General features: G+C 57.7%; 16 protein-coding genes. 10 read left to right on the top strand and 6 right to left on the bottom strand.

Annotation, left to right across the window (positions count from 1 at the left end):
• Nucleotides 1-77: 77 nt before the first annotated feature.
• Genes ACTWLJ_RS13620 through ACTWLJ_RS13610 form a run of 3 tightly spaced genes read left to right on the top strand, consistent with a single transcriptional unit; the run spans nucleotide 78 to nucleotide 2,960 of the window.
• The gene (locus ACTWLJ_RS13620; protein ID WP_445181185.1) at nucleotides 78-1,199 is read left to right on the top strand and encodes a glycosyltransferase family 4 protein; all 1,122 of its coding nucleotides are present in this window, start codon (nucleotides 78-80) and stop codon (nucleotides 1,197-1,199) included.
• Complete coding sequence (locus ACTWLJ_RS13615; protein ID WP_445181184.1) at nucleotides 1,192-1,968, top strand: DUF2334 domain-containing protein; 777 nt, start codon at nucleotides 1,192-1,194, stop codon at nucleotides 1,966-1,968. Before ACTWLJ_RS13620 ends, ACTWLJ_RS13615 begins: the two co-directional genes overlap by 8 nt.
• Nucleotides 1,965-2,960, top strand: a complete 996-nt coding sequence (locus ACTWLJ_RS13610; protein WP_445181183.1) for a lysylphosphatidylglycerol synthase transmembrane domain-containing protein — start codon at nucleotides 1,965-1,967, stop codon at nucleotides 2,958-2,960. Before ACTWLJ_RS13615 ends, ACTWLJ_RS13610 begins: the two co-directional genes overlap by 4 nt.
• A 52-nt stretch (nucleotides 2,961-3,012) precedes the next feature.
• Here ACTWLJ_RS13610 and ACTWLJ_RS13605 read toward each other — a convergent pair whose 3' ends face one another.
• Together ACTWLJ_RS13605 and purU are read right to left on the bottom strand one after the other, a co-directional pair.
• A complete protein-coding gene (locus ACTWLJ_RS13605; protein WP_445181182.1) occupies nucleotides 3,013-3,189 on the bottom strand; it encodes a hypothetical protein in 177 nt (58 codons plus the stop codon).
• A 96-nt stretch (nucleotides 3,190-3,285) separates the two neighbouring features.
• On the bottom strand, nucleotides 3,286-4,134 hold the full coding sequence (gene purU, locus ACTWLJ_RS13600) for a formyltetrahydrofolate deformylase (protein WP_401214117.1): 849 nt from the start codon (nucleotides 4,132-4,134) through the stop codon (nucleotides 3,286-3,288).
• Nucleotides 4,135-4,473: 339 nt separating this feature from the next.
• On the opposite strand from purU, the gene mvaT reads away from it, so the two are divergent.
• Nucleotides 4,474-4,851 carry a histone-like nucleoid-structuring protein MvaT gene (gene mvaT / locus ACTWLJ_RS13595; RefSeq protein ID WP_401214120.1) on the top strand — a complete coding sequence of 126 codons (378 nt, stop codon included), beginning with the start codon at nucleotides 4,474-4,476 and terminating at the stop codon, nucleotides 4,849-4,851.
• Between the two features lie 100 nt (nucleotides 4,852-4,951).
• Here the strand turns inward: mvaT and sbcB are convergent, their stop codons facing one another.
• Nucleotides 4,952-6,382 (bottom strand): exodeoxyribonuclease I, encoded by a 1,431-nt coding sequence (gene sbcB, locus ACTWLJ_RS13590; protein WP_445181181.1) that lies wholly within the window; start codon nucleotides 6,380-6,382, stop codon nucleotides 4,952-4,954.
• Between the two features lie 197 nt (nucleotides 6,383-6,579).
• Between sbcB and ACTWLJ_RS13585 the strand changes: the two genes are divergently transcribed.
• The 6 genes from ACTWLJ_RS13585 to ACTWLJ_RS13560 are packed head-to-tail and all read left to right on the top strand — an operon-like array spanning nucleotide 6,580 to nucleotide 13,302.
• A complete protein-coding gene (locus tag ACTWLJ_RS13585; RefSeq protein WP_445181180.1) occupies nucleotides 6,580-7,305 on the top strand; it encodes an RDD family protein in 726 nt (241 codons plus the stop codon).
• Nucleotides 7,302-8,279: a stage II sporulation protein M gene (locus ACTWLJ_RS13580; protein WP_445181179.1), complete on the top strand. Its 978-nt coding sequence runs from the start codon at nucleotides 7,302-7,304 to the stop codon at nucleotides 8,277-8,279. The genes ACTWLJ_RS13585 and ACTWLJ_RS13580 overlap by 4 nt, the downstream gene beginning before the upstream one ends.
• Nucleotides 8,266-9,813, top strand: coding sequence for a DUF4129 domain-containing protein (locus tag ACTWLJ_RS13575; RefSeq protein ID WP_445181178.1), 1,548 nt, complete (start codon nucleotides 8,266-8,268; stop codon nucleotides 9,811-9,813). Before ACTWLJ_RS13580 ends, ACTWLJ_RS13575 begins: the two co-directional genes overlap by 14 nt.
• Complete coding sequence (locus tag ACTWLJ_RS13570; RefSeq protein ID WP_445181177.1) at nucleotides 9,810-10,973, top strand: DUF4350 domain-containing protein; 1,164 nt, start codon at nucleotides 9,810-9,812, stop codon at nucleotides 10,971-10,973. The genes ACTWLJ_RS13575 and ACTWLJ_RS13570 overlap by 4 nt, the downstream gene beginning before the upstream one ends.
• Nucleotides 10,970-11,971 carry an AAA family ATPase gene (locus ACTWLJ_RS13565; protein ID WP_445181176.1) on the top strand — a complete coding sequence of 334 codons (1,002 nt, stop codon included), beginning with the start codon at nucleotides 10,970-10,972 and terminating at the stop codon, nucleotides 11,969-11,971. Before ACTWLJ_RS13570 ends, ACTWLJ_RS13565 begins: the two co-directional genes overlap by 4 nt.
• Entirely contained in the window at nucleotides 11,968-13,302 is a 1,335-nt protein-coding gene (locus tag ACTWLJ_RS13560) for a DUF58 domain-containing protein (RefSeq protein WP_445181175.1), read from the top strand. Before ACTWLJ_RS13565 ends, ACTWLJ_RS13560 begins: the two co-directional genes overlap by 4 nt.
• A gap of 53 nt (nucleotides 13,303-13,355) precedes the next feature.
• Here ACTWLJ_RS13560 and ACTWLJ_RS13555 read toward each other — a convergent pair whose 3' ends face one another.
• The 3 genes from ACTWLJ_RS13555 to ACTWLJ_RS13545 form a co-directional block, all read right to left on the bottom strand.
• Nucleotides 13,356-14,330 (bottom strand): hypothetical protein, encoded by a 975-nt coding sequence (locus ACTWLJ_RS13555; protein ID WP_445181174.1) that lies wholly within the window; start codon nucleotides 14,328-14,330, stop codon nucleotides 13,356-13,358.
• Nucleotides 14,331-14,503: 173 nt separating this feature from the next.
• Nucleotides 14,504-18,259, bottom strand: a complete 3,756-nt coding sequence (locus ACTWLJ_RS13550) for a hypothetical protein (RefSeq protein WP_445181173.1) — start codon at nucleotides 18,257-18,259, stop codon at nucleotides 14,504-14,506.
• Nucleotides 18,252-22,346, bottom strand: a complete 4,095-nt coding sequence (locus tag ACTWLJ_RS13545; RefSeq protein WP_445181172.1) for a Tc toxin subunit A-related protein — start codon at nucleotides 22,344-22,346, stop codon at nucleotides 18,252-18,254. Before ACTWLJ_RS13545 ends, ACTWLJ_RS13550 begins: the two co-directional genes overlap by 8 nt.

Here is a 22,346-nt window from a genome sequence, read left to right as displayed (position 1 = left end):
AAACATCCACCGCGTAATCCCGACCGAACATCCATTGCGGATAAAGGTCAACCAAGGGAGAACAATGCAGCGGAGGGATGACCATCGTGCACATCGCCGACATCACCATGTTCTACGCCCCGGCCAGCGGTGGCGTGCGGACTTATCTGGATGCCAAACACCGGCGTTTGGGGCTCAAAACCGGCATTCGCCACAGCCTGTTGATCCCCGGCGCAGACTTCAGTGAACACGATGGCGTTTACACGGTTCCCGCCCCTGCCCTGCCCTTCGGCAAAGGCTATCGCTTTCCGCTGCGCCTGGCCCCTTGGCGAAACGTCCTGCAGGATTTGCAGCCCGACCTCATCGAAGTCGGCGATCCGTACCTCACCGCGTGGGCGGCGCTGGATGCCCGGCGCCATCTCGATGTGCCAGTCATCGGTTTCTATCACTCCGATCTGCCGCTGCTGGCGAGCAATCGCATGGGCCAGTGGGTCACGCCGAATGTCGAAGCTTACGTCAGCAAGCTCTATGGCAATTTCGACCGGGTGCTGGCGCCGAGCCAAGTGATGGCCGACAAGCTCAGCGGGCTCGGCGTGCGCAATGTGTTCGTGCAGCCGCTTGGCGTCGACCTGCAGACATTTCACCCGAATGCACGGGATAATCGCCTGCGCGCGCATTTGGGGATTGCCGAAGACACACGCCTGCTGATCTTCGCCGGGCGCGGCTCCAAGGAGAAAAACCTGCCGGTGCTGCTCAAGTGCATGAAACGACTTGGCCCGCGTTATCACTTGTTGCTGGTCGGCTCGTCGATGCCCGCTGTGGTGCCGGACAATGTCAGCGTGATCGACGAATTCTGTCCGGCACAGAAAGTCGCGCAACTGATGGCCAGCGCCGACGCGTTGCTGCATGCCGGCGATCAGGAAACCTTCGGTCTGGTGATCCTGGAAGCGATGGCCTGTGCGATTCCGGTAGTCGCGGTGGCGGCTGGGGCTTTCGAAGAAATCGTCAACGATTCCTGCGGTCTGCTCTGCGCACCGAATAATCCGCAGGCCATGGCCAATGCCGTGCGCGAGTTGTTCAGTCGCGGCTGCACCCAACTCGGACAACAAGCCCGGCGCCATGTCGAACAGCATTACGCCTGGGATACGGTGGTCGACAGTTTGCTGGGGCACTATCACGCGACGCTCGGCCATTCGACTGCGTTGGTGGCCAATGGCTGAACTCCTGAATCCACCCGCCCTGTTGCTGGTGTTGCACGACGTCGCTCCAGAAACATGGGCTGACTATCAGCCGTTTGTCGAAGCCATCGATGCGCTCGGCGATCTGCCCATGACCTGGCTGGTGGTACCGGACTTCCATCGAAAAAACGACCTCGACAAACATCCGCAGTTTTGCCGGATGCTCGACCAACGTGTCGCCCGAGGCGATGAATTGGCCCTGCACGGTTTTTTTCATGATGATCCAGACCCTGGCCCAACTTCGCCACGCGACTGGTTCATGCGCCGGGTCTACACCCATGAAGGCGAGTTTTATCAGTTGTCCCGTGAAACGGCCCTTGCCCGTCTGCGCGCCGGTATCGAACTGTTCCAGCACCAGCAATGGCCGTTGCAGGGTTTCGTCGCCCCGGCCTGGCTGATGAGCGACGGCACGCGCCAAGCGTTGCGCGAATTGCCGCTACGCTATACCAGCGACCCGCAGCATCTTTATCACCTGCCGGATTTCACTCGTATCGACGCTCCCGGGCTGGTCTGGAGTGCGCGCAGTGCCTGGCGGCGTGGCGTGTCGAAGGTGCTTAGCGAGCAACGCCAACACGCTTGGCGCGAGGCACCGGTGATTCGCTTGGGTCTGCACCCGGTGGACATGCGCCATCAGTTTTCCCGAGACTATTGGTTGAACACCCTTACAAACCTGCTCGCTGAAGGACGCGTGCCGATGACCAAGTTTGACTGGATTACCCGACAGCGCCGGCCATTGGGACGTGTTGCATGAGTCGCGGCATTCTGTTGTTGATCGGCCTGCTCGCTGCGGTGCTGATTCCGGTGTTGCTCGGCGGCAGTGAAACCTGGTCGCGCCTGCAAAGCTTTCCGCTGCACTGGTTGCTGATCATGTTCGGAATGATTTTTCTTTGCTGGGGCATCAACACCTTGCGCCTGCGGTTGCTGCTGGGGGATCAGCGCGAACGTGTCACGCCGATCAAAAGTCTTGGCGTGGTGATGGCGGCGGAATTTGCCTATTGCGCGACGCCCGGTGGCAGCGGCGGCCCGCTGACCATCATGGCCCTGCTGGCTCGCAGCGGCGTGCGACCGGCCAGAGGCAGCGCGGTGTTTGCGATGGATCAGTTGAGCGACCTGCTGTTCTTTCTCTGTGCCTTGAGCGGGATTCTGATTTACGCGTTGTTCCAGCATGTCAGTGATCGGATGGAATGGATGCTGACCGTCAGCGCCGTGTCGTTGTTCGGTGGGTTGTTCAGTTGCGTGTTGATCGCGCGTTATCACCGGGCGCTGATTCGCTTGAGTGGTCGAGTGCTGGCGAGGATGAACGTCAAACCCGGCACGCGGCGGCGCTGGGCGCGCAAGTTGCTGCACTTTCTGGCGGCGTTCACCGACACGTTGAAGTTACCGTGGCAGACCTTGATCAAAGTATTCGCCCTGACTTGCGTGCATTGGCTGCTGCGCTACAGCGTGCTGTATCTGGCGTTGCGCGGACTGGGCGCGGATTTGCAGTGGGCCTGGAGTTTTTTGATCCAGATGCTTTCGCTGGGTGCGGGGCAATTCAGCCTGTTGCCGGGTGGCGCGGGGGCGGCGGAACTGACCTCGGCGGCGCTGCTGGCGCCCATGGTCGGGAAGTCCACGGCGGCAGCGGCGATTCTGATCTGGCGGGTGGTGACTTATTACTTCTATCTGCTGGTCGGTGGGCCGGTGTTCTTATTGATGCTGGGGCGGCCGTTGTTGAAGAAGTTGATGAGTGCCCGGCGGGCGTGAAAGATCAAAAGATCGCAGCCTGCGGCAGCTCCTACATTGAACTGCGATCCTTTCAAGTCGACTCGGCGTCCTCGGCTGACTCGGGTTTGACCTGCTCCCACAAATCAGCAGCGCCGGGAAACTCTGTACCGTCCTCCAGGCTCATGTCCTCAGGGTCATAACGACTCAAACAGCCCTCCCCCAGCGTGGCAGGTGCTTTGGAAGTGGCTTTGTCCAGTGGATCGGTCACGGGCATTTTCCTCGGGGCTGAAACGGCAAAGGGCCTGGAACGATTGAACGCCCAGGCCCTTGCTTTTTCAACAGCAGAATTTCAAACGTGTGCGGATCAGAACACCACGGTTTTGTTGCCGTGCACCAGCACGCGGTCTTCCAGGTGATAACGCAGACCACGGGCCAGCACCATCTTCTCGACGTCACGGCCGAAACGCACCATGTCTTCGATACTGTCGCTGTGGCTGACGCGTACCACGTCCTGCTCGATGATCGGGCCGGCATCCAGCTCTTCGGTCACGTAGTGGCAAGTCGCGCCGATCAGCTTGACGCCACGCAGCGACGCCTGATGGTACGGCTTGGCACCGACGAACGACGGCAGGAAGCTGTGGTGAATGTTGATGACTTTGTGAGCGTATTCGCGGCACAACGACGGCGGCAGGATCTGCATGTAACGCGCCAGAACTACAACTTCGGCATCGTGCTGTTTGACCAGACGCGAAACTTCAGCGAACGCCGGCTCCTTGTCCTGCGGATTGACCGGGACGTGGTAATAAGGAATGCCGTGCCACTCGACCATGCTGCGCAGATCGTCGTGGTTGGAAATCACGCAGGAGATTTCGCAGTCCAGCTCATCGCTGTGCCAGCGGTGCAACAGGTCCGCCAGGCAGTGAGATTCACGGCTGGCCATCAACACCACGCGTTTTTTCTGCTCGGTGTCGGTGATGCGCCAGTCCATCGAAAACTCTTCGGCGATCGGCGCGAACTTCTCACGCAGGACTTCAATGCCGAACGGCAAAGAGTCGGCACGAATTTCGTGACGCATGAAGAACCAACCGTTCTGATTGTCCGAGTGGTGGCTCGCTTCGGTGATCCAACCGTTGTGGGATGCCAGAAAGTTACTGACTTTGGCAACGATGCCAACGCGGTCAGGGCAAGAAATCACCAACCGAAAGGTGCGCATGGGGGGAAAACTCCAGAACTTCGCAAAGGCGGCCATTCTAGCGATTGTGCGCAAAAACTGCAGTAATGATGACCACAACCCTTGCGCCATCGCGGCTCACGTCTTTTTGACGCAGGCTAGCGCCAGACTGATGGCGCCCTAATGGCACACTTCCAACAGGTAATTGTGAATATTCGTGATGACTGCATCACACTATTTAACTGAATATTCAATTTACGGCAGTATCTCGAAACTTATTTAAATAAAAACTCCGGTTAAATGTTTACTTGATGAAACAGCCTGACTATTATTGCGGCACTGTCCCCCTGCCATTCAACACCTACACATAAGGTTGTTCCCATGTCCTTGATCAACGAATATCGCGCCACCGAAGAAGCTATCAAAGAGCTGCAAGCCCGTTTGAAGAACCTGTCGGAAGACGACAAACTGCAAGCCGAGCTGGAATTCGAAGGCAAACTGCGCACCCTGATGGGCGAATACTCCAAGTCCCTGCGCGACATCATCGCTCTGCTGGACCCGGAATCGAAAACCAAAGGCACTCGTGGCGCTGCTGTAAAAGCAACCGGCACCAAGCGCGCTCGTAAAGTTAAACAATACAAAAACCCGCACAACGGCGAAGTCATCGAAACCAAAGGTGGCAACCACAAAACTCTGAAAGAGTGGAAAGCCAAGTGGGGCGGTGACGTGGTTGAAGGCTGGGCTACCCTGCTGGGCTAAGCCGCAACACCCGTCGCAGACTGATCCGCGACTCATGAAAAACGCCAGCTGATGCTGGCGTTTTTTTATGCGCGCAATTCACTGCGCAACATGTTCGATTTCAAAGATCCAGACGTTTGCGTAATGCCTCGACATAATCCTGCCACTCATCAAGCACCTGCTTGTGCATTGGTGTGGCACTAAGCGTCCATTGGGCCGTGGCCTCGGCAAAAGAACTGAGAGTATTGGGTGCCCCCCACTCGGGGTCAGACAAACGCTGCTGACAAAATACTCTCCAGCGTTCTTGCTCTTCGAAATTCAACGTTTGCGGAAAGTTGCGAGCGCGATATCGAAACAATAATTCAGGCAAACGTTCATCATCGAAAGGCCATTGCTCTTGCGCTAATTGTGCAGGGTCGGCGGTTCTGACTTGCTCACATAGACGACGGTCCCGGTCACCGATAAATCCATCGTATAACTGTTGTTCCGGATCTTCGCTCGGGGTGAAATCTTCAGTGGCATAAATCGCCGCTACTTTATCTTTCCAAACTTGTTGTGCGTCACTTAGCCGCAGCGCTCGCGCCTGATAGAGCGCCATGTCCAGACCGAGTCGCTGTTGATCGTCGACGCGTAATACCGACAACGGTGCCACCACCGGGCATCGATTGATGTGAATCAGCTTGAGCGGTACCGGCAATTCGCCTTCGGCCAAGTCATCTCGACGGGTGTACAGACGCTCGCGCAGAGCCTGCGCGTCCAGGTCCAGCAAACCCTGCGGATCAAGATGCAGATCGCAGACGATCAGCGCATTGCGGTTTTTCGGGTGCCAGGCCAGCGGCAGGACCACGCCGACATAGTGGCGCGCCGCCGAGAAGCGTCCGGAGATGTGCACCATCGGCTGCAACAGCCGAATCTGATCCATCACCTTCTGCTTGCTGCGCAGTTGAAACAGCCAGTCATAAAGCTTCGGCTGCTTTTCGCGGATCAACCGCGCCAGGGCAATAGTGGCGCGCACGTCCGACAACGCTTCGTGGGCGTGCCCATGATCGATGCCATTGGCGGCCGTCAGACGTTCGAGTTTGAGGGTCACGCGGCCCTCGTCATCGGTCGGCCAGTTCAGACCGTCCGGGCGCAAGGCATAGGCGGCGCGCACCACGTCGATCAAGTCCCAGCGACTGTTGCCGCCCTGCCACTCGCGGGCATAAGGGTCGAAAAAATTCCGGTACAAACTGTAGCGAGTCATTTCGTCATCGAAACGCAAGCTGTTGTACCCGGCACCGCAAGTCGCGGGCGCTGCGAGTTGCGCATGCACGCGGGTCATGAAATCGGCTTCACTCAAGCCACGTTCGGCGAGCTGGCCGGGGGTGATGCCGGTAATCGCGCACGCAGCGGGATGCGGCAGGATGTCTTCGCTCGGCTGGCAGTAAAGATTGACCGGCTCGTCGATTTCATTGAGGTCGTGATCGGTGCGGATGCCCGCCACTTGCAATGGGCGGTCGTTGCGCGGATTGATGCCGGTGGTTTCGTAGTCGTACCAGAAGATTGAAGTCACGGGCGGTTCCTGAACTGAAGATCGACGAAGTCTAGGCGTTCGACCGCTGTCGCGGCCAGCGATCTGTCATTCAATCACTGCACGCAACATGATGTGCAATACATACGCCTTGCAATACATAGTTATGTCGTTTCCCCCCGAGAGGCTGCTAGCATCGGACGAACTTCGAATCCCGATCAGGCCACATCAGGTAGCCCATGCTCGAGAACACAGCACCGCCACGGAAAGCCATGCTGAACCCGCCACTGGATACGCGGCATCAGGTCGAGACGCCGGAAGGCATCGACTTGCCGCTGCGCCCAGCCGGTTTGATGGTGCGCTCACTGGCGTTCACCATCGACCTGGGTATTCGCGGCGTCATCCTCGGCGTGCTGTTTATCGCACTGGCGTTTCTCGGCAAACTCGGCACGGGCCTCGGTTCACTGCTGCTGTTCGTGGTCAGTTGGTGGTACATGGTGTTGTTCGAGGTGCTGCATCAGGGGCGCTCGCCGGGCAAGCAATGGATGGGGTTGCGGGTGGTGCACGATGACGGCACGCCGGTCGGCTGGTCAGCCTCGCTGCTGCGTAATCTGCTGCGATTCGTCGATATGCTGCCGTTCGGCTACTTCCTCGGCGCCATCAGTTGTCTGCAACATCCAACGTTCAAACGTCTCGGTGACATCGCCGCTGGCACGCTAGTCGTCTACAGCGAACGTCCGCTCGCTCGACCGCAACTGCCCGACGCCGAACCCCGTCGTTCCCCCGTTCCACTGACCCTCAGCGAACAACGCGCATTGCTCGGTTTTGCCGAACGTCAGGGCGAATTGTCACCGGCACGGGTCAACGAGCTGGCCGCGCTGCTGGCCCAGCCTCTGCACATCAGCGCACCGAAAGCGGTAAACGAACTCAACGGTATCGCTCGCGGCTTGTTGGGCCCGACATGAAGCAAAGCCTTTTCGAGACTCGCCACAAGGCCGAATGGGAGCGTTTCACGCTGGCCCTTGAACGTCTTGAGCGCGGCAAGGAAACTTCACAGGTTGGCGGTTTCCCCAAAGCCTATCGCCAACTCTGCCAACATCTGGCGCTCGCCGAAGAGCGCGGCTACAGCAGCTTTCTGATCGACTCGTTGCAACAACAAGTCTTGCGCGGCCATCAACAGCTTTATCGCCATCGCAGTCGTTTCAGTGCCAACTTTCTGGGCTTCATCCTCGCCGACTTCCCCCGACTGGTACGCGCCGAATGGCGTTTTGTGCTGGCGGCCGGCCTGCTGTTTTTCCTCAGCCTGATCGGTTTCGGGGTGTTGGTGTATCTGTTCCCGGAGCTGGTTTACAACCTGATTCCCGCCGAACAATTACGCGAAATGCAGGGTATGTACGATCCCGCTGCCGGCCACCTCGGACGCTCCGCCGAGCGCGCCGCCAGCGAAGACTGGGTGATGTTCGGTTACTACGTGATGCACAACATCGGCATCGCCTTTCAGACTTTCGCCAGCGGATTGCTGTTCGGCTTGGGCAGTGCGTTCTTCTTGCTCTACAACGGCCTGATCATTGGTGCTGTGGCCGGGCATCTCAGCGAAATCGGCTTCGGCCAGACCTTCTGGTCGTTCGTGATCGGCCACGGCGCTTTCGAGCTGATGGCGATTGCGCTGGCCGGCGCGGCGGGACTGAAATTGGGCTGGGCGTTGATCGCACCCGGGCGACTGACTCGCGGCGAAGCATTGCGACGGGCAGCACGCAAAAGTGTCCTGCTGGTGTGCGGGGTGATGTTGTTCTTGCTGATTGCGGCTTTTATCGAAGCTTACTGGTCGTCGAAAACCGGGGTCACGCCGCACACCAAATATCTGGTGGGTGCCGCACTCTGGATCATGGTGGCGAGTTATCTGCTGTTCGCCGGAAGGAGCCGTCATGCGCCTGAGTGACGCGACCGTGGTGATCCGCCCGCGCACGACCTGGGAAGCCATGGACCTGGGCGTGCTCATGAGCCAGCAACATCGGCGTCTGCTGATGACCAGTTGGGCAATCGTGACCCTGCCGCTGTTCGCCTTGCTCAGCCTGTTGCTGTGGGATCGCCCGTCACTGGCGGTGTTTATTTTCTGGTGGCTGAAACCGGCCTACGAACGCCTGCCGTTGTACATCCTGTCGAAAGCGCTGTTCGGTGAAACACCTACCCTCAAAGAAGCTTTGCGCGAATGGCCGAGGTTACTCAAGCCGCAATTGCTGGCGAGCCTGACGTGGCGACGGCTGAGTTTCAGTCGCAGTTTTCTGTTACCGGTGGTGCAACTCGAAGGCCTGAGCGGCACTGCCCGTCAACGCCGTTTGCAAGTGTTGCTGCAACGCAATGCCGGCGCTGCGCAATGGCTGACCATCATCGGCGTGCATCTGGAAACCGCGCTGTGGATCGGCCTGCTGGTGCTGTTCTACATGCTGTTGCCACAGCAGATCGAAACCGATTGGGACTGGCAGACGCTGATCGTCGCGAGCGGTCAGGAATGGCGCTGGCTGGAGCACCTGACCAATGCTTTTTACGCGCTGATATTGGTGGTCTGGGAACCGATCTACGTCGCCTGCGGTTTCAGCCTTTATCTGAACCGGCGTACATCGCTGGAAGCGTGGGACATCGAATTGGTGTTCCGCCGCTTGCGCCAACGCCTGAACAGCAGCGCAGTCGCGGTGTTGCTGGCGGTCTGCCTGTTGCTGCCGAATGTTCAATCGGTCTGGGCCGCTGATCCGGCCAGCGCCCCGGATGCTCCACGCCTGTTACACCAGCCACTGACCAGTCAGGCGTCTCGCGACAGCATCAAGGCGTTGCTTGAACGACCACCGTTCAAAAATCCGCAAACTGTTACGCGCTATCGTTTTGGTGACGACCCAGCGGATACAGCCAAAACCGAAAAACCGGGCGCAGCGCCGCAGTGGCTGAAAACCCTGCTCGGCTGGCTCGACGGCCTGCATCTGGATGTCCTGGCGAAAGTCATTGAAGTGCTGCTGTGGGGCGCATTACTGGCAGCGCTCGGCTGGCTGATCTGGCGCTATCGCGAGTTGCTGCAAGCGTTCGTCAGTCGCCGCCCGAAACTGCCTGTTCGCAGCAAACAACCGCTGCCACAACAGGCATTCGGTCTGGACCTCGCCCGTGAAAGCCTGCCCGACGATATCGCCAGTAGCGCTGAGCAGCTCTGGCAAACCCAACCTCGGGCGGCGCTGGGCCTGCTCTATCGGGGCCTGCTCAGCCATTTGCTGCACGACTTCGACCTGACACTGAAACCCGCCGACACCGAACATCAGGTGTTGACCCGCATCGAACAATTGCAGCGCCCGCAACTGCTTGCCTACAGCCGTAACCTGACCGGTCACTGGCAAAACATGGCGTACGGGCATCGTGTCCCGGCGGCACATCTGCAACAGGAACTCTGCGATGGCTGGCGCACCCTGTTCAACCACGGTGCCCGCCATTGAACCGGCGTACGGTGTGCTGGGTTGGCGCGTTGATCGTGCTGCTGCTGGCTGCCTTGAGCATTTATCTGTACCTCAAGGCCCAGCCCTATCAGGAAGTGATCAATCACGGCCCATCGCCTGAGGCGCAAGCCAATCCTTATCTGGCGGCAGAGATGTTCCTGCGCGGTCGCGGTATCAACATCAGCCATGCCGAAAGTCTGGCGGTGCTTCCCGACATTGATCCACGCCAGCACACACTTTTATTGTTCGGTGAACGTTCGAGAATGACTCCGCGTCAGGTCGATCAAGTCTTGAACTGGACCCGCGCCGGCGGGCGGCTGGTATTCGTCGCCGAAGCGCTATGGGACGAACAGACAAAACAGAGCAATGACCTGTTGCTGGATCGAGTGCAACTGCATCAGTCCCTGAGCAAGGATCTCAAGGACCCGCCAGCGGATCTTGCCGACGATCCTTACCCGAATCTGACCAAGCTGTATCTGGAAGATGAAGACGCGCCCGCCTACGCCAATTTCGACACGGAGTTTCACCTCGACGATCCGAAGAGTCTGGTGCAAGCCTGGGCCAACAGCGGCAAAGCCACGCACATGATGCAGTTGGCCCATGGCCTCGGTTCGATCACCGTGGTCACCGATGCGGACTTGTGGAAAAACCGTACCATCGACCAATACGACAATGCCTGGCTGCTCTGGTATCTGACCGCCGACACCGACGTCACGCTGATCTTCAACACTGAACACGACGGCTTGTTGACCCTGCTCTGGCGCTACTTCCCGCAGGCCATCGTCGCCCTGTTCGCGTTGATCGGTCTGTGGCTCTGGCACGTCGGCGTGCGCCAGGGACCATTGCAGGCACCGGCTCCGAGCGGACGCCGCCAATTGCAGGAACACCTGCGTGCCAGTGCCGATTTCATCCTGCGCCACAACGGCCAGCAAACCCTGGTGCAAGCCCTGCAACAGGACGTGTTGCGCCGTGCCCGTCGCCGACATCCCGGCTTCGACCAATTGAACGTTGCCGAGCAATGGCTGGTGCTGTCGCGCCTGACCCGGCAACCGACTCGCGCCATCAGCCAGGCCCTGAGCCCCGCGCCGAAACAACGCATGTCCCATGCTGCTTTCAGCCGTCAGGTTGCCCATCTGCAAACCTTGAGGAATTCGCTATGAGTGAACAGATCGAGCCCGGCTCGGCCAGCCATGCCGCACAGCAGCGCCAGCGCGCCAGCCAACTCGCGCAAGCGGTACGCAACGAATTGCACAAAGCGGTGATTGGCCAGGACCGTGTGGTCGATGATGTGCTGACGGCGCTGATCGCCGGTGGTCATGTGCTGCTTGAGGGCGTGCCCGGCCTGGGTAAAACCCTGTTGGTGCGGGCGCTGGCGCGCTGCTTCGGCGGCGAGTTTGCGCGCATCCAATTCACTCCGGATTTGATGCCCAGCGATGTCACCGGCCACGCGGTGTACGACTTGCACACCGAGCAGTTCAAGCTGCGCAAAGGCCCGTTGTTTACCAATCTGCTGCTGGCCGACGAGATCAACCGCGCACCGGCCAAGACCCAGGCGGCATTGCTCGAAGCGATGCAAGAACGGCAAGTCACCCTCGAAGGCCGGGCCCTGCCCATCGCCCAACCGTTCATGGTGCTCGCCACGCAGAACCCGATTGAACAGGAAGGCACCTACCCGCTGCCGGAAGCCGAACTCGACCGCTTCATGCTCAAGGTCCGCATGGATTACCCCGATGCCGAGCAGGAGCTGGACATGGTGCGTCAGGTCAGCCGCTCGACCCGTGGCGACATGCTCGATGTGCAGCCGCTGCGCACCGTGCTGCAAGCCAAGGATGTGCAAGCCCTGCAACGCATCGCCAGCGATCTGCCGCTGGATGATCAAGTACTCGACTACGCGGTGCGGTTGGCCCGCAGCACCCGCACCTGGCCTGGTCTGACCCTCGGCGCCGGGCCGCGCGCCTCCATCGCGCTGGTGCGTTGCGCCCGTGCCCGGGCGTTGTTGCGCGGTGGTGAATTCGTGATTCCGGACGACATCAAGGGCTGCGCGCTGGCGGTACTGCGCCATCGTGTGCGCATTTCGCCGGAACTGGACATCGACGGCCTGGAAGTGGATCAAGTCCTGCAGCAACTGCTCGACCAGATCCCGGCGCCGCGTCTGTGAAACCGTCACGGCTTCTACTGATCTGGCTGGCCGCCCTGCTCGCCATCGGCATCGTGTCGGGCACGCTGCGAGCGTTGCAAGTCGAGATCCCGTCGAACCTGTTGTCGGTCAACTGGGGCTTGCTGCTGGCGCTACTCGCCCTGGCAATCATCGACGCCGTGCGCCTGAGGCGCTTGCCCTCGCCACGTGTAACCCGGCAAATGCCCGGCAACCTGGCGCTCGGTCGCTGGGGTGAAGTACATCTGCAAGTCAGTCACGAGTTTGCCGAACCGTTGCGAATCGAGTTGTTCGATCATGTCCCGGACGGCCTGAACACTGAAGACCTGCCATTGACCGTCGAGCTGCAACCGGGTCAACACAGCCAGATCAGCTATCTTCTGCGTCCGCTCAAGCGCGGTCACTTCCTGTTCGAACAGTGCGAAATAAACCTGCCGAGTCCGCTGGGTCTGTGGTCAGGCAAACGCCTGTTGCCGGTGCAGGACAGCACCCGCGTCTACCCGGATTTCGCCCGGCTCTACGGCGGTGAATTGCTCGCGGTGGATAACTGGCTGAGCCGACTCGGCGTACGCCAGCGCCAGCGACGTGGGCAAGGCCAGGAGTTTCACCAGTTACGCGAATTCAGAGAAGGCGACAGCCTGCGCCAGATCGACTGGAAAGCCACCGCCCGCCAGCGCACACCGATTGCTCGCGAGTATGAAGACGAACGCGATCAACAGATCATCTTTCTGCTCGATTGTGGCCGGCGCATGCGTAGCCAGGACGATGAACTGTCCCACTTCGACCATGCGTTGAATGCCTGCCTTTTACTCACTTACGTGGCGTTACGCCAAGGCGACGCGGTGGGTTTGAGTACCTTTGCCTGTGAGCAGCCCCGTCACCTCGCACCGGTTAAAGGAACTGCTCAGCTAAATGTAATACTTAACACTGTTTATGATCTGGACAGCTCTAAGCGATCGTCTGATTACCAGACAATCATCCATCGGGTTCTGATGCAGCAGAAACGCCGGGCACTTGTCGTAATCGTCACCAACCTACGGGAAGAGGCAGACGACGAAGCACTACTCATCGCGGTGAAACGCCTGAGTTCGAAACACTTGGTACTAATAGCGAGCATGAGGGAACAGTTTCTCACGGCCACCAGAAATACTCCGGTGCAAACATTGCCCGAGGCACTCGACTACTGCGCAACGATAAGATACTGCAACGCCCGAAACCAACTCAATGATCGACTAAGGAAGCTTGGCTTATTGGTAGTAGATGTAGAGCCGACCGAGCTTGGCCCTGACTTGGTGACAACATATTTAAACATCAAGAAGTCAGGGGCCTTTTGAACCGAGCACAAACACATCCACCATCAAAAAACCTTAATTCCCAGAACACCGTATCAAACGGTAGTGCCATCATATGGATTTGTGATGCTCATCCGATTGAAGACATTTCCGTAATCATTCCATGCTGCTTCCCCATTACCCCTTGTCCTCTCATCGATTACCGCGCCAGAATTTAAATGCACCTTAACTTTCACCCCATGCGCAGGTATATCCTTGAAACTGGAGGTTGCCCGAATAAGGTGCTGCGTATAGGGTTCCGCACCAGGACCTCCCGGCTCGATTTGCTTACTTTCCCGAACTGCAGTCACAAGGTTATGTGCCAGTGACATTATCAATGACGACGACTTTATTCCGGCCTCCACCAATTCGACCTGCAAGGAAAAATCTCCATTTTCTGTAGAGTTGCAATAAAGCTCCCAGCTCACCCCGTCTTCCTTCAGCACGTGCTCTTCGGCCAGAGAAGGAGTGACCTCTACACCAAAATCTTCCCCAATCATCAAAAGCTTGATTTTACTGTTTAACAATCGGCTGGCTGGCTTGGGAACGACAGTCAATCTGTGCCTTGCACCATGACAGGGATAAGCCGTTTTGCCCAAAGCCATCGGAAACACATCGAACATGACATCAAGATCTTGCGTCAGGTTGAAAACTTCTCCAGATACTGGTGGAGACGTCGGCAGTTCAACAATAAGCGGAATCTTGAACTCAAGTACAAAGTCGTCACTCGGTAGCCCGTCAGCCCTGATACTCCAACTCAAAGAAGTTGTGCCTTCCTCCATCGCAACCAATTGACCCAGTGGTGGGTCAACAATCATCCCCTGTATTTCCTCACCGGGCTTAAACATCAAACATATCTTGGAGTCAGGATCACCAATCAGCCAACTGTATTCATAATCCAGCATCAGGGTACAGACTTCACCCTCACCCAATTTTAACGCCAAGTCAGGCCACTTCACTTTCTGGCCATTTACATATGGCGTGAACTCCTGAAGCCACGTTGCAGAGCTCGAACTCGACTTAGTATTCATAGGTTACCCCTTCATCAGCATATTAAACATTACGACGAATGTAACAATCCTCGGCGTGCACGAAGACTTTCGCACAACAGCCAACTCCATCCCTCACGGGCATCTTCGTTACGAGGAAACTTAATATCCAGACAACTACTACAGCATCAGTACTCCGTACACTTAATTTTCATTCAGGAACCAGCATCGTTCGGTATCAACGTAAACTCAAGATGCCGGATGTCCCATCCGCCATACCCTCCCCGGACAACAGCTTCTAGAAGTCCTCGGCTGACACCGGGCAACCTGAACGAAACTCTGGCATTTCCCTCCGAGTCAGTGCTCGTCGCAAGTAACTCGACGTTTGGGTAATCCCATACCACCTCAACTTCTTGCAAGGGTTCCCCGGTGATGGCTGATACCACTGTCACAACGGCTGATACCAGTTCCCCCAGATGTCCATTTGGCTTCGGGCTGGACAGCGCCTGAATTTTTCGAGGCTTTTGCAATGTAAAGGACAGAGCAACCGACTCCGAGTACAGCACTTCCCCTACAGATACCAACAGCACCGCAGCACCAGGTGTGTGAGGTTTGAAACGCACAGTGGCCACACCATAGAAGTCGGTCAGACTGGTCACCGTTCCGAGATCGTCATTGCGCCAGGTGACCAGTACCCCCTCGATGCCTTTACCAGTGGTGGATGAAACCACTGTCACCCGCTCGACGAGTTCCTGCTCCCACTCCAGAACCTGTTGAAAGCTGCTACCAGCGAGGATTTTCAGCACCTGCTCGCCCACCCCCAATGACATTGCATTGGCAGGCGACAACCGGGCCAGACGCTCTGCACCCAGGCGCAAGGCGAAACCACCATCTTTCAAATTGTTGCAATGCACGGCATAGCGAAATCCCAAGGGATTTAGCCGATGCGGCACGCCCAGCGCGGGCTCGAAACGCAACCCCAGTTCAGCAGGACCGGTACCGGTCAACCCCAGGGTCAGCTCTTGCAGCAACAACGGACTTCCTTCTTCGATCAACAGCTCAAGGACATGGGTGCCATTACGTCTTGGAAAATAGGTGCGACTACCCCAAGGCTGCTCGTCGTGACCATCAAAACGCACCCGCACTGTTTCCCAAGGATCACGAGACAACGCGCTGACTGTCAGAGAGTGCTGCTCTTCGTAGCCGTCGAAAGGGCTGACTACATTAGCCACAACAATGTGTGATCCCGCAGTTGTCGGTGCCAGACCAAAGCCCGACCAGCCGAGATCATCGGTGGCGACGGAGTTCGAGTCGGCCGCCGTTTTCCACTGCACCGTAATCTGCGAGGCTGCTTGTCCGGTGAACGCCGACACCACCCTCACCCAGCTCCACGCCTCATCCTTGTAGATAACGGCATCAGTAGCCGACTCGCGCCAGTCCTCGATTCTCAGTTTGTTGTGTCCCAGACGCATCGGATTGGCCGATGTGGATATCGCCAAGGCAGGTAAATAGAGCCCCATCTGGAACTCGCCAGTAGCCTTGCTTGAGGTGAAATCCAGCGTCCATCCGACGCCCCCGTCACTGACTGTTTGCGCTTCATCAAGCGGCGGCTCGACACCCACGCCCAGATCCTCAGGCGGTGTCCCCAGCCACATCAGATTTGCCTGCAAACCCACCAGAGGGCTCAGGGCATTAGGCAGATAACGCCATGCGTGTCGGGCGCCAATACAGGGAAAAAATGTCTGGCTCGTCTGCATGCCTGCCACCTGATCAAGCATCGCAGTGAGTTCATCTTCCAGTTGTGCAGAAATCAGTCGTCCGAACAACTCACGGGGCAATGCGAGTAACGGGCTACTCAAGGTCAAACTGAACAGGCTGCTGATGCTCGACGCGGCCTGTGAAGTGAACGCCCACTCAAGGCCTATGGCTTCCAGTTTTTGCGGCACACCAATATCGGCCACGGTCAAGCCGATACCCGGGTTCTCTTCGCGCCATTGCAATGTCAGCAACTGATTGAGTAAAGAACTACCGGCCGCGGGTTCAATCCTCAGCGTGTGTGAGGTTCCTCGCCTGCACAATAACCCCAACTCGACCAGATCGACTTCAACGCCGTCAAACAGGATGCGCACCTGATTTTTCCAGGGACTGCTCGCCAACGCCTTTACCGCGAACGGCCGCTCTACCGTAACCGCGTCGGGGTGAGCCCTGACGCTTGCAGTTACCACCAGATCGCCGGAGTTGACTGGCTGATAAAGCACGCTGGCCCAACCACCGACTCCGCTGCGGGTCGATATCTCGCCCTCGGGGGTCAACCAGTTCACCTGTGCATTGTTGACCGGGTCTCCCTCCCCGTTGGCAACCATATGCAGCACTTGCACTCGTAGCAGAACGCTTTCGCGCTCGTCCACCACTGGAAACTTGTTAGCCTCCTGCACTTCGCCGATGCGCACCACATTGCGTGCCAGTGACATTGGCTTTTTGCCAGAGGGCAGCAGCAACTTCGAACACACAAACTGCAATTCAAAACGACCGTCGAGCACATCCTGGCAAATCAATTGCCACGGTAAATCCAGGCCATCGACAGGCACCGATTGATTCAGCTTCGGCAGCACTTGCACGCCCAACTGGTCTGCGGAGTCGCCTTGCCAGCGCATCGCCAGTTCGGTGTGGCGCAGCACTTCGGGTACTCTCACCATCAAAGAATAGGTTGAGCCACGATTGGGGTAACCGGTCTTTTGTGTCCATGGCAACGCGTTGCCCTCGACAACCGCCATTAGCTCGTTCCATGGATCGGTTTCCAGTACCGAGACATTCAGCGTGGTAGTTGCAATACCTTCGGCATAATAGGGACTGGCCACCGAGGCTTTAATGGAGAACTCGCCCCAGGATGCTGGCAGGTAATCAAAGTAAGCCCAACCTTCGGGGTCAGTCGGCGTGGTGCTGAGAATCTCTTGCCCCTCGATGGTCCATGTCACCGTGCGCCCAGCGAGATATTGACCGGTGTACCAGGACGCAACTCTTACTCCCAGGCGCACCGATTGTTCCAATGCCAGTACCGGGTAATACGCCGCCTCCAGTACGTCACGAAATACCAGACGGTGGTGGCCCAGCGAAACCTGCATCGGGTAGGGTTCGGCGGTGTACTGATTGACCAGATTGAACTTGAACAGATATGGGTCCTGATCACCGAGCATTGGGCATCGGAGAGTCCAGGGTAAATCCAACGATTGATTTACACCCCATTCAGGTGTGGAAATGACAGCGCCTTGCGGGTTGTCATCGCTGGTCAATGCCGCCTTGGTGTGTATCCAGGGACTGTCAGGCTCCGGCACGAATTCGAGCCGATGCTGAAACCCGCCATCCACGCCCAGGCACAGGTGCACCGTTCGGCCGGGCGACAAAAGTTCCTCATCCAGCTTCACCGTCTGCAGCGCCACCGGGGCCAGATGCAAGGTCAGGTAAATACGGGTTATCAAGACTTTCAGTTGATAATCACTGGGGTCGGCGTTGTATGGGGCGACCACACTGACGCGTATCTTGTCCTGGCGTTGCAGCGGCAGATCGAATGGAGCGCTGTAACTGATGGGTTCGAAGACCAGCGGCTGTCCGCTGTCGATGCGAGCCTTGTCCTCCTCAAGATTGCGAGGGCTGCCCGGGGGCAATTGAATCTCCCTGAGCAGTGCCCCCTCTGCATCAGTTATAAGCAATAGCGCCGGGTCGGTGTGACGCGTCTCATACAGGCACTCAATCTCGTACCGGGCATTGGCGCCGGCGCCCACCGGTATCGTGAGTTCTTGCCAGATCGAGCCCAGATTGCCGGCGGAAAGCAACTTGATCGGCGTGCCTTCATAGCTCTCACTTACGACGGTCACTTCCCGCGGGTTCGCGCCTTTCGTCCAGGAAGTGGTGCCCTGAGTGAAATCACCATTGAGGACCAGACTGTCATTGGCATGAATGACCGGACTATTCATGATGGCCTGCTCCTTTGGCATTGCGTTGCTGACGGGAAGGCATTGCCCGCGTAACCAGATCCTTGACCGCCAGAGTGAACGTCGGCTCACCGGCCTTGGCCGTGTAGCGGATGCGCACAATGATGTCTGTGACCGAATTGAGCATCGATTGCTGCGGCTCGTTTTTTGGCCATGGAAAGTTCAACTGCCAGCGGGATATAGCCCCGGTATTCTCAAACGGATTGAGCAACCCCTCGTCTGGTTTGATGGCGGCCATACCGTTGTCGGCCACCCCCGCCGACAAGCCGATCTGCTGGCCACTGCGCAGATTGAACTGCACATCGGCAGGGGCCACCGCGCCTGCGGGTTGATGCAGATATTCGACCGAACGTGCCGTTGCCTGCGTGGCAGTCATGCTGCCGATCTGCAGCAAAGTAGCCTGTACATCCTGATAAGCCCCGACCAACACTGGCAGATCAACCTCTACCAGATTGATCAGCCGGCAATATTCCCCAGGATGATCGCGGTCAAACATCAATTGCGTCAGTTGAAACTCGAGAGAGCCCTTGTCTATCAAGTCGGCCAGCGCTTGCGACCAGTCGGAGAAACCCGCCTGTGGGTCATCCGTATCCTCGAACAAGCGGCGCAGCGAGACAGTTTTGACCCGTTCCAGACGCCGCTCATGACTTTGCAGATACTGGCGATCCATACGCAGCAAATACTCGCGCAAGTGTTCGCCCGCCGTCAGGCCATGACGATTGTCGAGCCAGACCTGGGGCAAGGCTTCGACCGTATCGTAATCGCCGGTTTCGGCGCTCATCGAAGAACGGGCGCTGAGGCACAGACTGACCACTGCGTCATGGGCCTGATAGTGCAAAGCCTTGAGTTGGCCCAGCAGCCAACCAAACAACTCGGCGTTGCTGGCACGCTTTTTCAAGTAGTTGTAAAGGGCCAAAGCCTGGCTGTTGGCCCTGAGAGTTTGCTCAAGACTGGCTTTGGCCGCACCCAGCGCAAAGCCCTGCGCCGTAATCTGTTCATCGATTGCACGAACCTCTGCTCGCGCTTGATCGCGTTGCAGCTCCCACTCTCTGCGTCGCTGACTGTAACTTGCGGTGAGCGCTTGTTTGTCCGCCTCCGTCTCCAAGACCATGGCGCTGATTTGCAAACCGAAGACCACTGCATCGGTAATTGCTTCGTAGCGCATGCCACCGGCGGCCATGCCAAAAATATTCGGCGCCTGTGCCAGCCCCGCTCCTACGCCCTTTATCCCCGTAGTAGCGACATTCAACCATTTGGCTGCCTGCAGTTTTTCCATGACCTGATATTCGTCATCGGTCACGTTTGTCTCATACCAGGCTTGATAACGATCGGCCCGTTCCTGCGCCATGGCACGGCTCTGCCCCAGAGCCGTTACATTCGCTTGCAGTTGCGCAAGCGACTGTTCCTGAACGATACGAGCGTAATCTCCCAATTCCTTCAAATGGTCTTGCTGCAACTCTTCCTGTTCAGCCCGATCGCGCTGCTCAAGCAGGCGTAATATCTGACTGCCATATTCCTGCAGGGTTTGTACGGCACGTAACGCTGATTCATAAGTGACACGCCAACGAAAAGCCCCTACCACCAGACGACCGCCCAAAGGTCTTGGCGCACCCGCACCGCCAGTGGCCAGATCGCGCAACAACTGATTGGGATCGGTCGGCGGACTGAACAGCGGAATGTTCAACGGTTTACCGTCGAGCGTCAGGTTGTTGCGCAAATTGTTCAGGCGCTGGCCGGGCAAGCTGAAGAGGCCAAGCAGTTGTTCGTTGATCGGCAGCTTGAAAGGCCCGTTAGCCAGAAGGCCCATCAGTGGCGGAGCTTCAGCGGCCGGAGGGATGCCAGCCAGGGAACACAAAAACCTGCTTTCAAACAGTTCCAGTGCCGGCCGTGTCGAGCTTTTTGCCAATAAATCTGCAACTGTCTCAGCCTTCCAGCGGGTGACCGCACGCGCCGAGGGCGGCTTACCCATCAGGAATTCGGCCTGCACGTAACACAACTTCGCTGCCACCAGAGCATCCCGGGTGAGCTGCCGGTAATGCCAGTCCCCCCAATCGATCAGGTTTTTCACGTACTCGGTGAACACCAGGATCCGGTAGTGCCGGGGCGCGGCGTAGGCTATTGCGTCCGGGTCCGTCGACATCTGCGCTTCGTGGCCCGGACTGCCTCCAGCGTCCAGTGGACGACAGCGCCAGTAACGCGGTTTCTGCGGCTCGTCCGTACTCGCCTTGGCTTGTGGGTCGAACAGATAATGCAGCCAGTTCTGAGCTTCCAGATATCGATCTTCGGCGCGAAGACGTGCTGCCACCAGATGCGGCAGATGAAAGAACAGCTCCCAGAAATACAGGCTGTTAGCGCCATTGAACGCCCCGTGCGGCTCTGAAATCGCGCCGGAGGCAGGTGGCGGCTCTACGAGGAACTGGGTGTCCCAATCGAGCACGGCATCGACGGAGATGTTGGCGCGTTGTACCAGTTCAGGGCCGAACAGCGAATTCATCCGTACACGTTCGAGCATACCGTCCTGCCTGAACGCGATAAATTGCGCTGCGTCGAGGGTGTTTTTTTCCAGCGTCGGCGTTACGAAACGCGAGATAGCAGTTAGCGATACGGCAAAGGTCCTGGTCCCGTGTGTAGTGTTTCCGAAGGTAAACACCGCCGGGACGGTGAATCCTCCCGTGGCTCGTTTGGCCTTCATCCACCCTGTGGCCCAGCCGCCTGCAACAGGTTGCGTTTCCTTAATCGGAGGATCATCGCCCCCCGCGCTGTCAGCGAGCGTCAACTCAAAATCAGCAGAGTCGGTGATGGTCTCAGTTCTCCGCCGACACAGCGCTCTGACCCACAGAAAATCCTCGTTCCCCGATTCCGAAAATACCGCTTGCAGCGCGTAGTAAGGCGCCAAGATTCCCGTACTCGCGTTTATGGCAACCACCGGCTGGTTTTTGGGCGTCAAAGGATGCTGGATGATCAAGGCATCGGTGAAGCGATGATCAGCCAAATGCTTGAGCCAACCGCCATCGTCTTCGGGTAGTCGCCGAAAAAGCACATCACGGGCTGTATGCACATCAAGAGCATCGCCCCCGGTCTTGCCATTGGTGAGCAGCACGCCGAGCCTGCCCTTGGGGTGAATGTCATCGGTTAATGTCGTCGCGACCAACCGTGCGCCGGCACTGGTATCCTCGGTTTGATCGCTGCTGTACAAACTTAATGGCGCCGACCATTCTGCGTCCTGATTCAAATACGCCAGATTGATGTACAGCCTGTGTGGCACGTACTCTGCGATTGTCTTGCCATCCACCCGGTCGCGCCACTCGGCCCATACCAGGCACAAACGCCCGCTCCAGAAGACCGGGCGTATATCCAGAACTTTTGGCCCTACAGGAATATCGACCGGTTGCCATTCACCCCATGACGCAGGATTGATCTCACCCTCACTGGTGGGCAGTTCAATTTCTGCCGCGCGCCAGAAATACTGGAAAGGCTGCACGCGCTGGCGACCAACAGAATAGTAAGTCGCGCAAGTCGGCGAATCGCCGTACAGACAGGTGCTGATGACTTCCAGATTGCAGATCTGCTCAAACTCTTTGAGGTAACTCTGCATCGCACGTTGCACGGAGTCATTACTCAAGCGCGCTTGATTGAGATTATTCTCGAGGTCTTTGAACAGACGCGTCTTGCGTCGCCGTACAAAGGGGTTGATGTAGTTCTCCGGGTAGACAGCGATCATCATGAGGGCAGCCCAGTCAGGGTAATTGCTGTACTGTTCCCAGAGTTTCAGATGCGCCTTGTCGAATTCGACGGTTTCATAACCGGGCTCAAGTTTACGATAGGCCGCATGGATGAATTGCTGTGCACAACTGGTCGCTTCGGCCACCCATGAACTTTGCACCGGATAGTTGTCGAGCGGGTCCATTCGCAGCAATTCGAATAGATCCGCCGGGGTTTTCAGAAACTTGTATTTTTCTTTGGCAGCCTGCCCGATGCAGTACTCGACCAGAGCTGTGCGGCGTTTTTCAAGCAGTTCAGCCAGATTGCTTTGAGTCATGACAATGTCTCCATTGTGGGGCGTACGCAT

The organism is Pseudomonas sp. McL0111, from assembly GCF_052567255.1.
Note: the sequence above shows the minus strand (reverse complement) of the source record. Positions and strands in the feature narration are given on the sequence as shown.

What these genes read in the sequence shown, in the direction of transcription:
- ACTWLJ_RS13620 (WP_445181185.1), top strand. Translation starts at nt 78, where the DNA reads ATGACCATCGTGCACATCGCCGACATCACCATGTTCTACGCCCCGGCC.
- ACTWLJ_RS13615 (WP_445181184.1), top strand. Translation starts at nt 1,192, where the DNA reads ATGGCTGAACTCCTGAATCCACCCGCCCTGTTGCTGGTGTTGCACGAC.
- ACTWLJ_RS13610 (WP_445181183.1), top strand. Translation starts at nt 1,965, where the DNA reads ATGAGTCGCGGCATTCTGTTGTTGATCGGCCTGCTCGCTGCGGTGCTG.
- purU (WP_401214117.1), bottom strand. Translation starts at nt 4,134, where the DNA reads ATGCGCACCTTTCGGTTGGTGATTTCTTGCCCTGACCGCGTTGGCATC.
- mvaT (WP_401214120.1), top strand. Translation starts at nt 4,474, where the DNA reads ATGTCCTTGATCAACGAATATCGCGCCACCGAAGAAGCTATCAAAGAG.
- ACTWLJ_RS13585 (WP_445181180.1), top strand. Translation starts at nt 6,580, where the DNA reads ATGCTCGAGAACACAGCACCGCCACGGAAAGCCATGCTGAACCCGCCA.
- ACTWLJ_RS13580 (WP_445181179.1), top strand. Translation starts at nt 7,302, where the DNA reads ATGAAGCAAAGCCTTTTCGAGACTCGCCACAAGGCCGAATGGGAGCGT.
- ACTWLJ_RS13575 (WP_445181178.1), top strand. Translation starts at nt 8,266, where the DNA reads ATGCGCCTGAGTGACGCGACCGTGGTGATCCGCCCGCGCACGACCTGG.
- ACTWLJ_RS13565 (WP_445181176.1), top strand. Translation starts at nt 10,970, where the DNA reads ATGAGTGAACAGATCGAGCCCGGCTCGGCCAGCCATGCCGCACAGCAG.
- ACTWLJ_RS13555 (WP_445181174.1), bottom strand. Translation starts at nt 14,330, where the DNA reads ATGAATACTAAGTCGAGTTCGAGCTCTGCAACGTGGCTTCAGGAGTTC.
- ACTWLJ_RS13550 (WP_445181173.1), bottom strand. Translation starts at nt 18,259, where the DNA reads ATGAATAGTCCGGTCATTCATGCCAATGACAGTCTGGTCCTCAATGGT.
- ACTWLJ_RS13545 (WP_445181172.1), bottom strand. Translation starts at nt 22,346, where the DNA reads ATGCGTACGCCCCACAATGGAGACATTGTCATGACTCAAAGCAATCTG.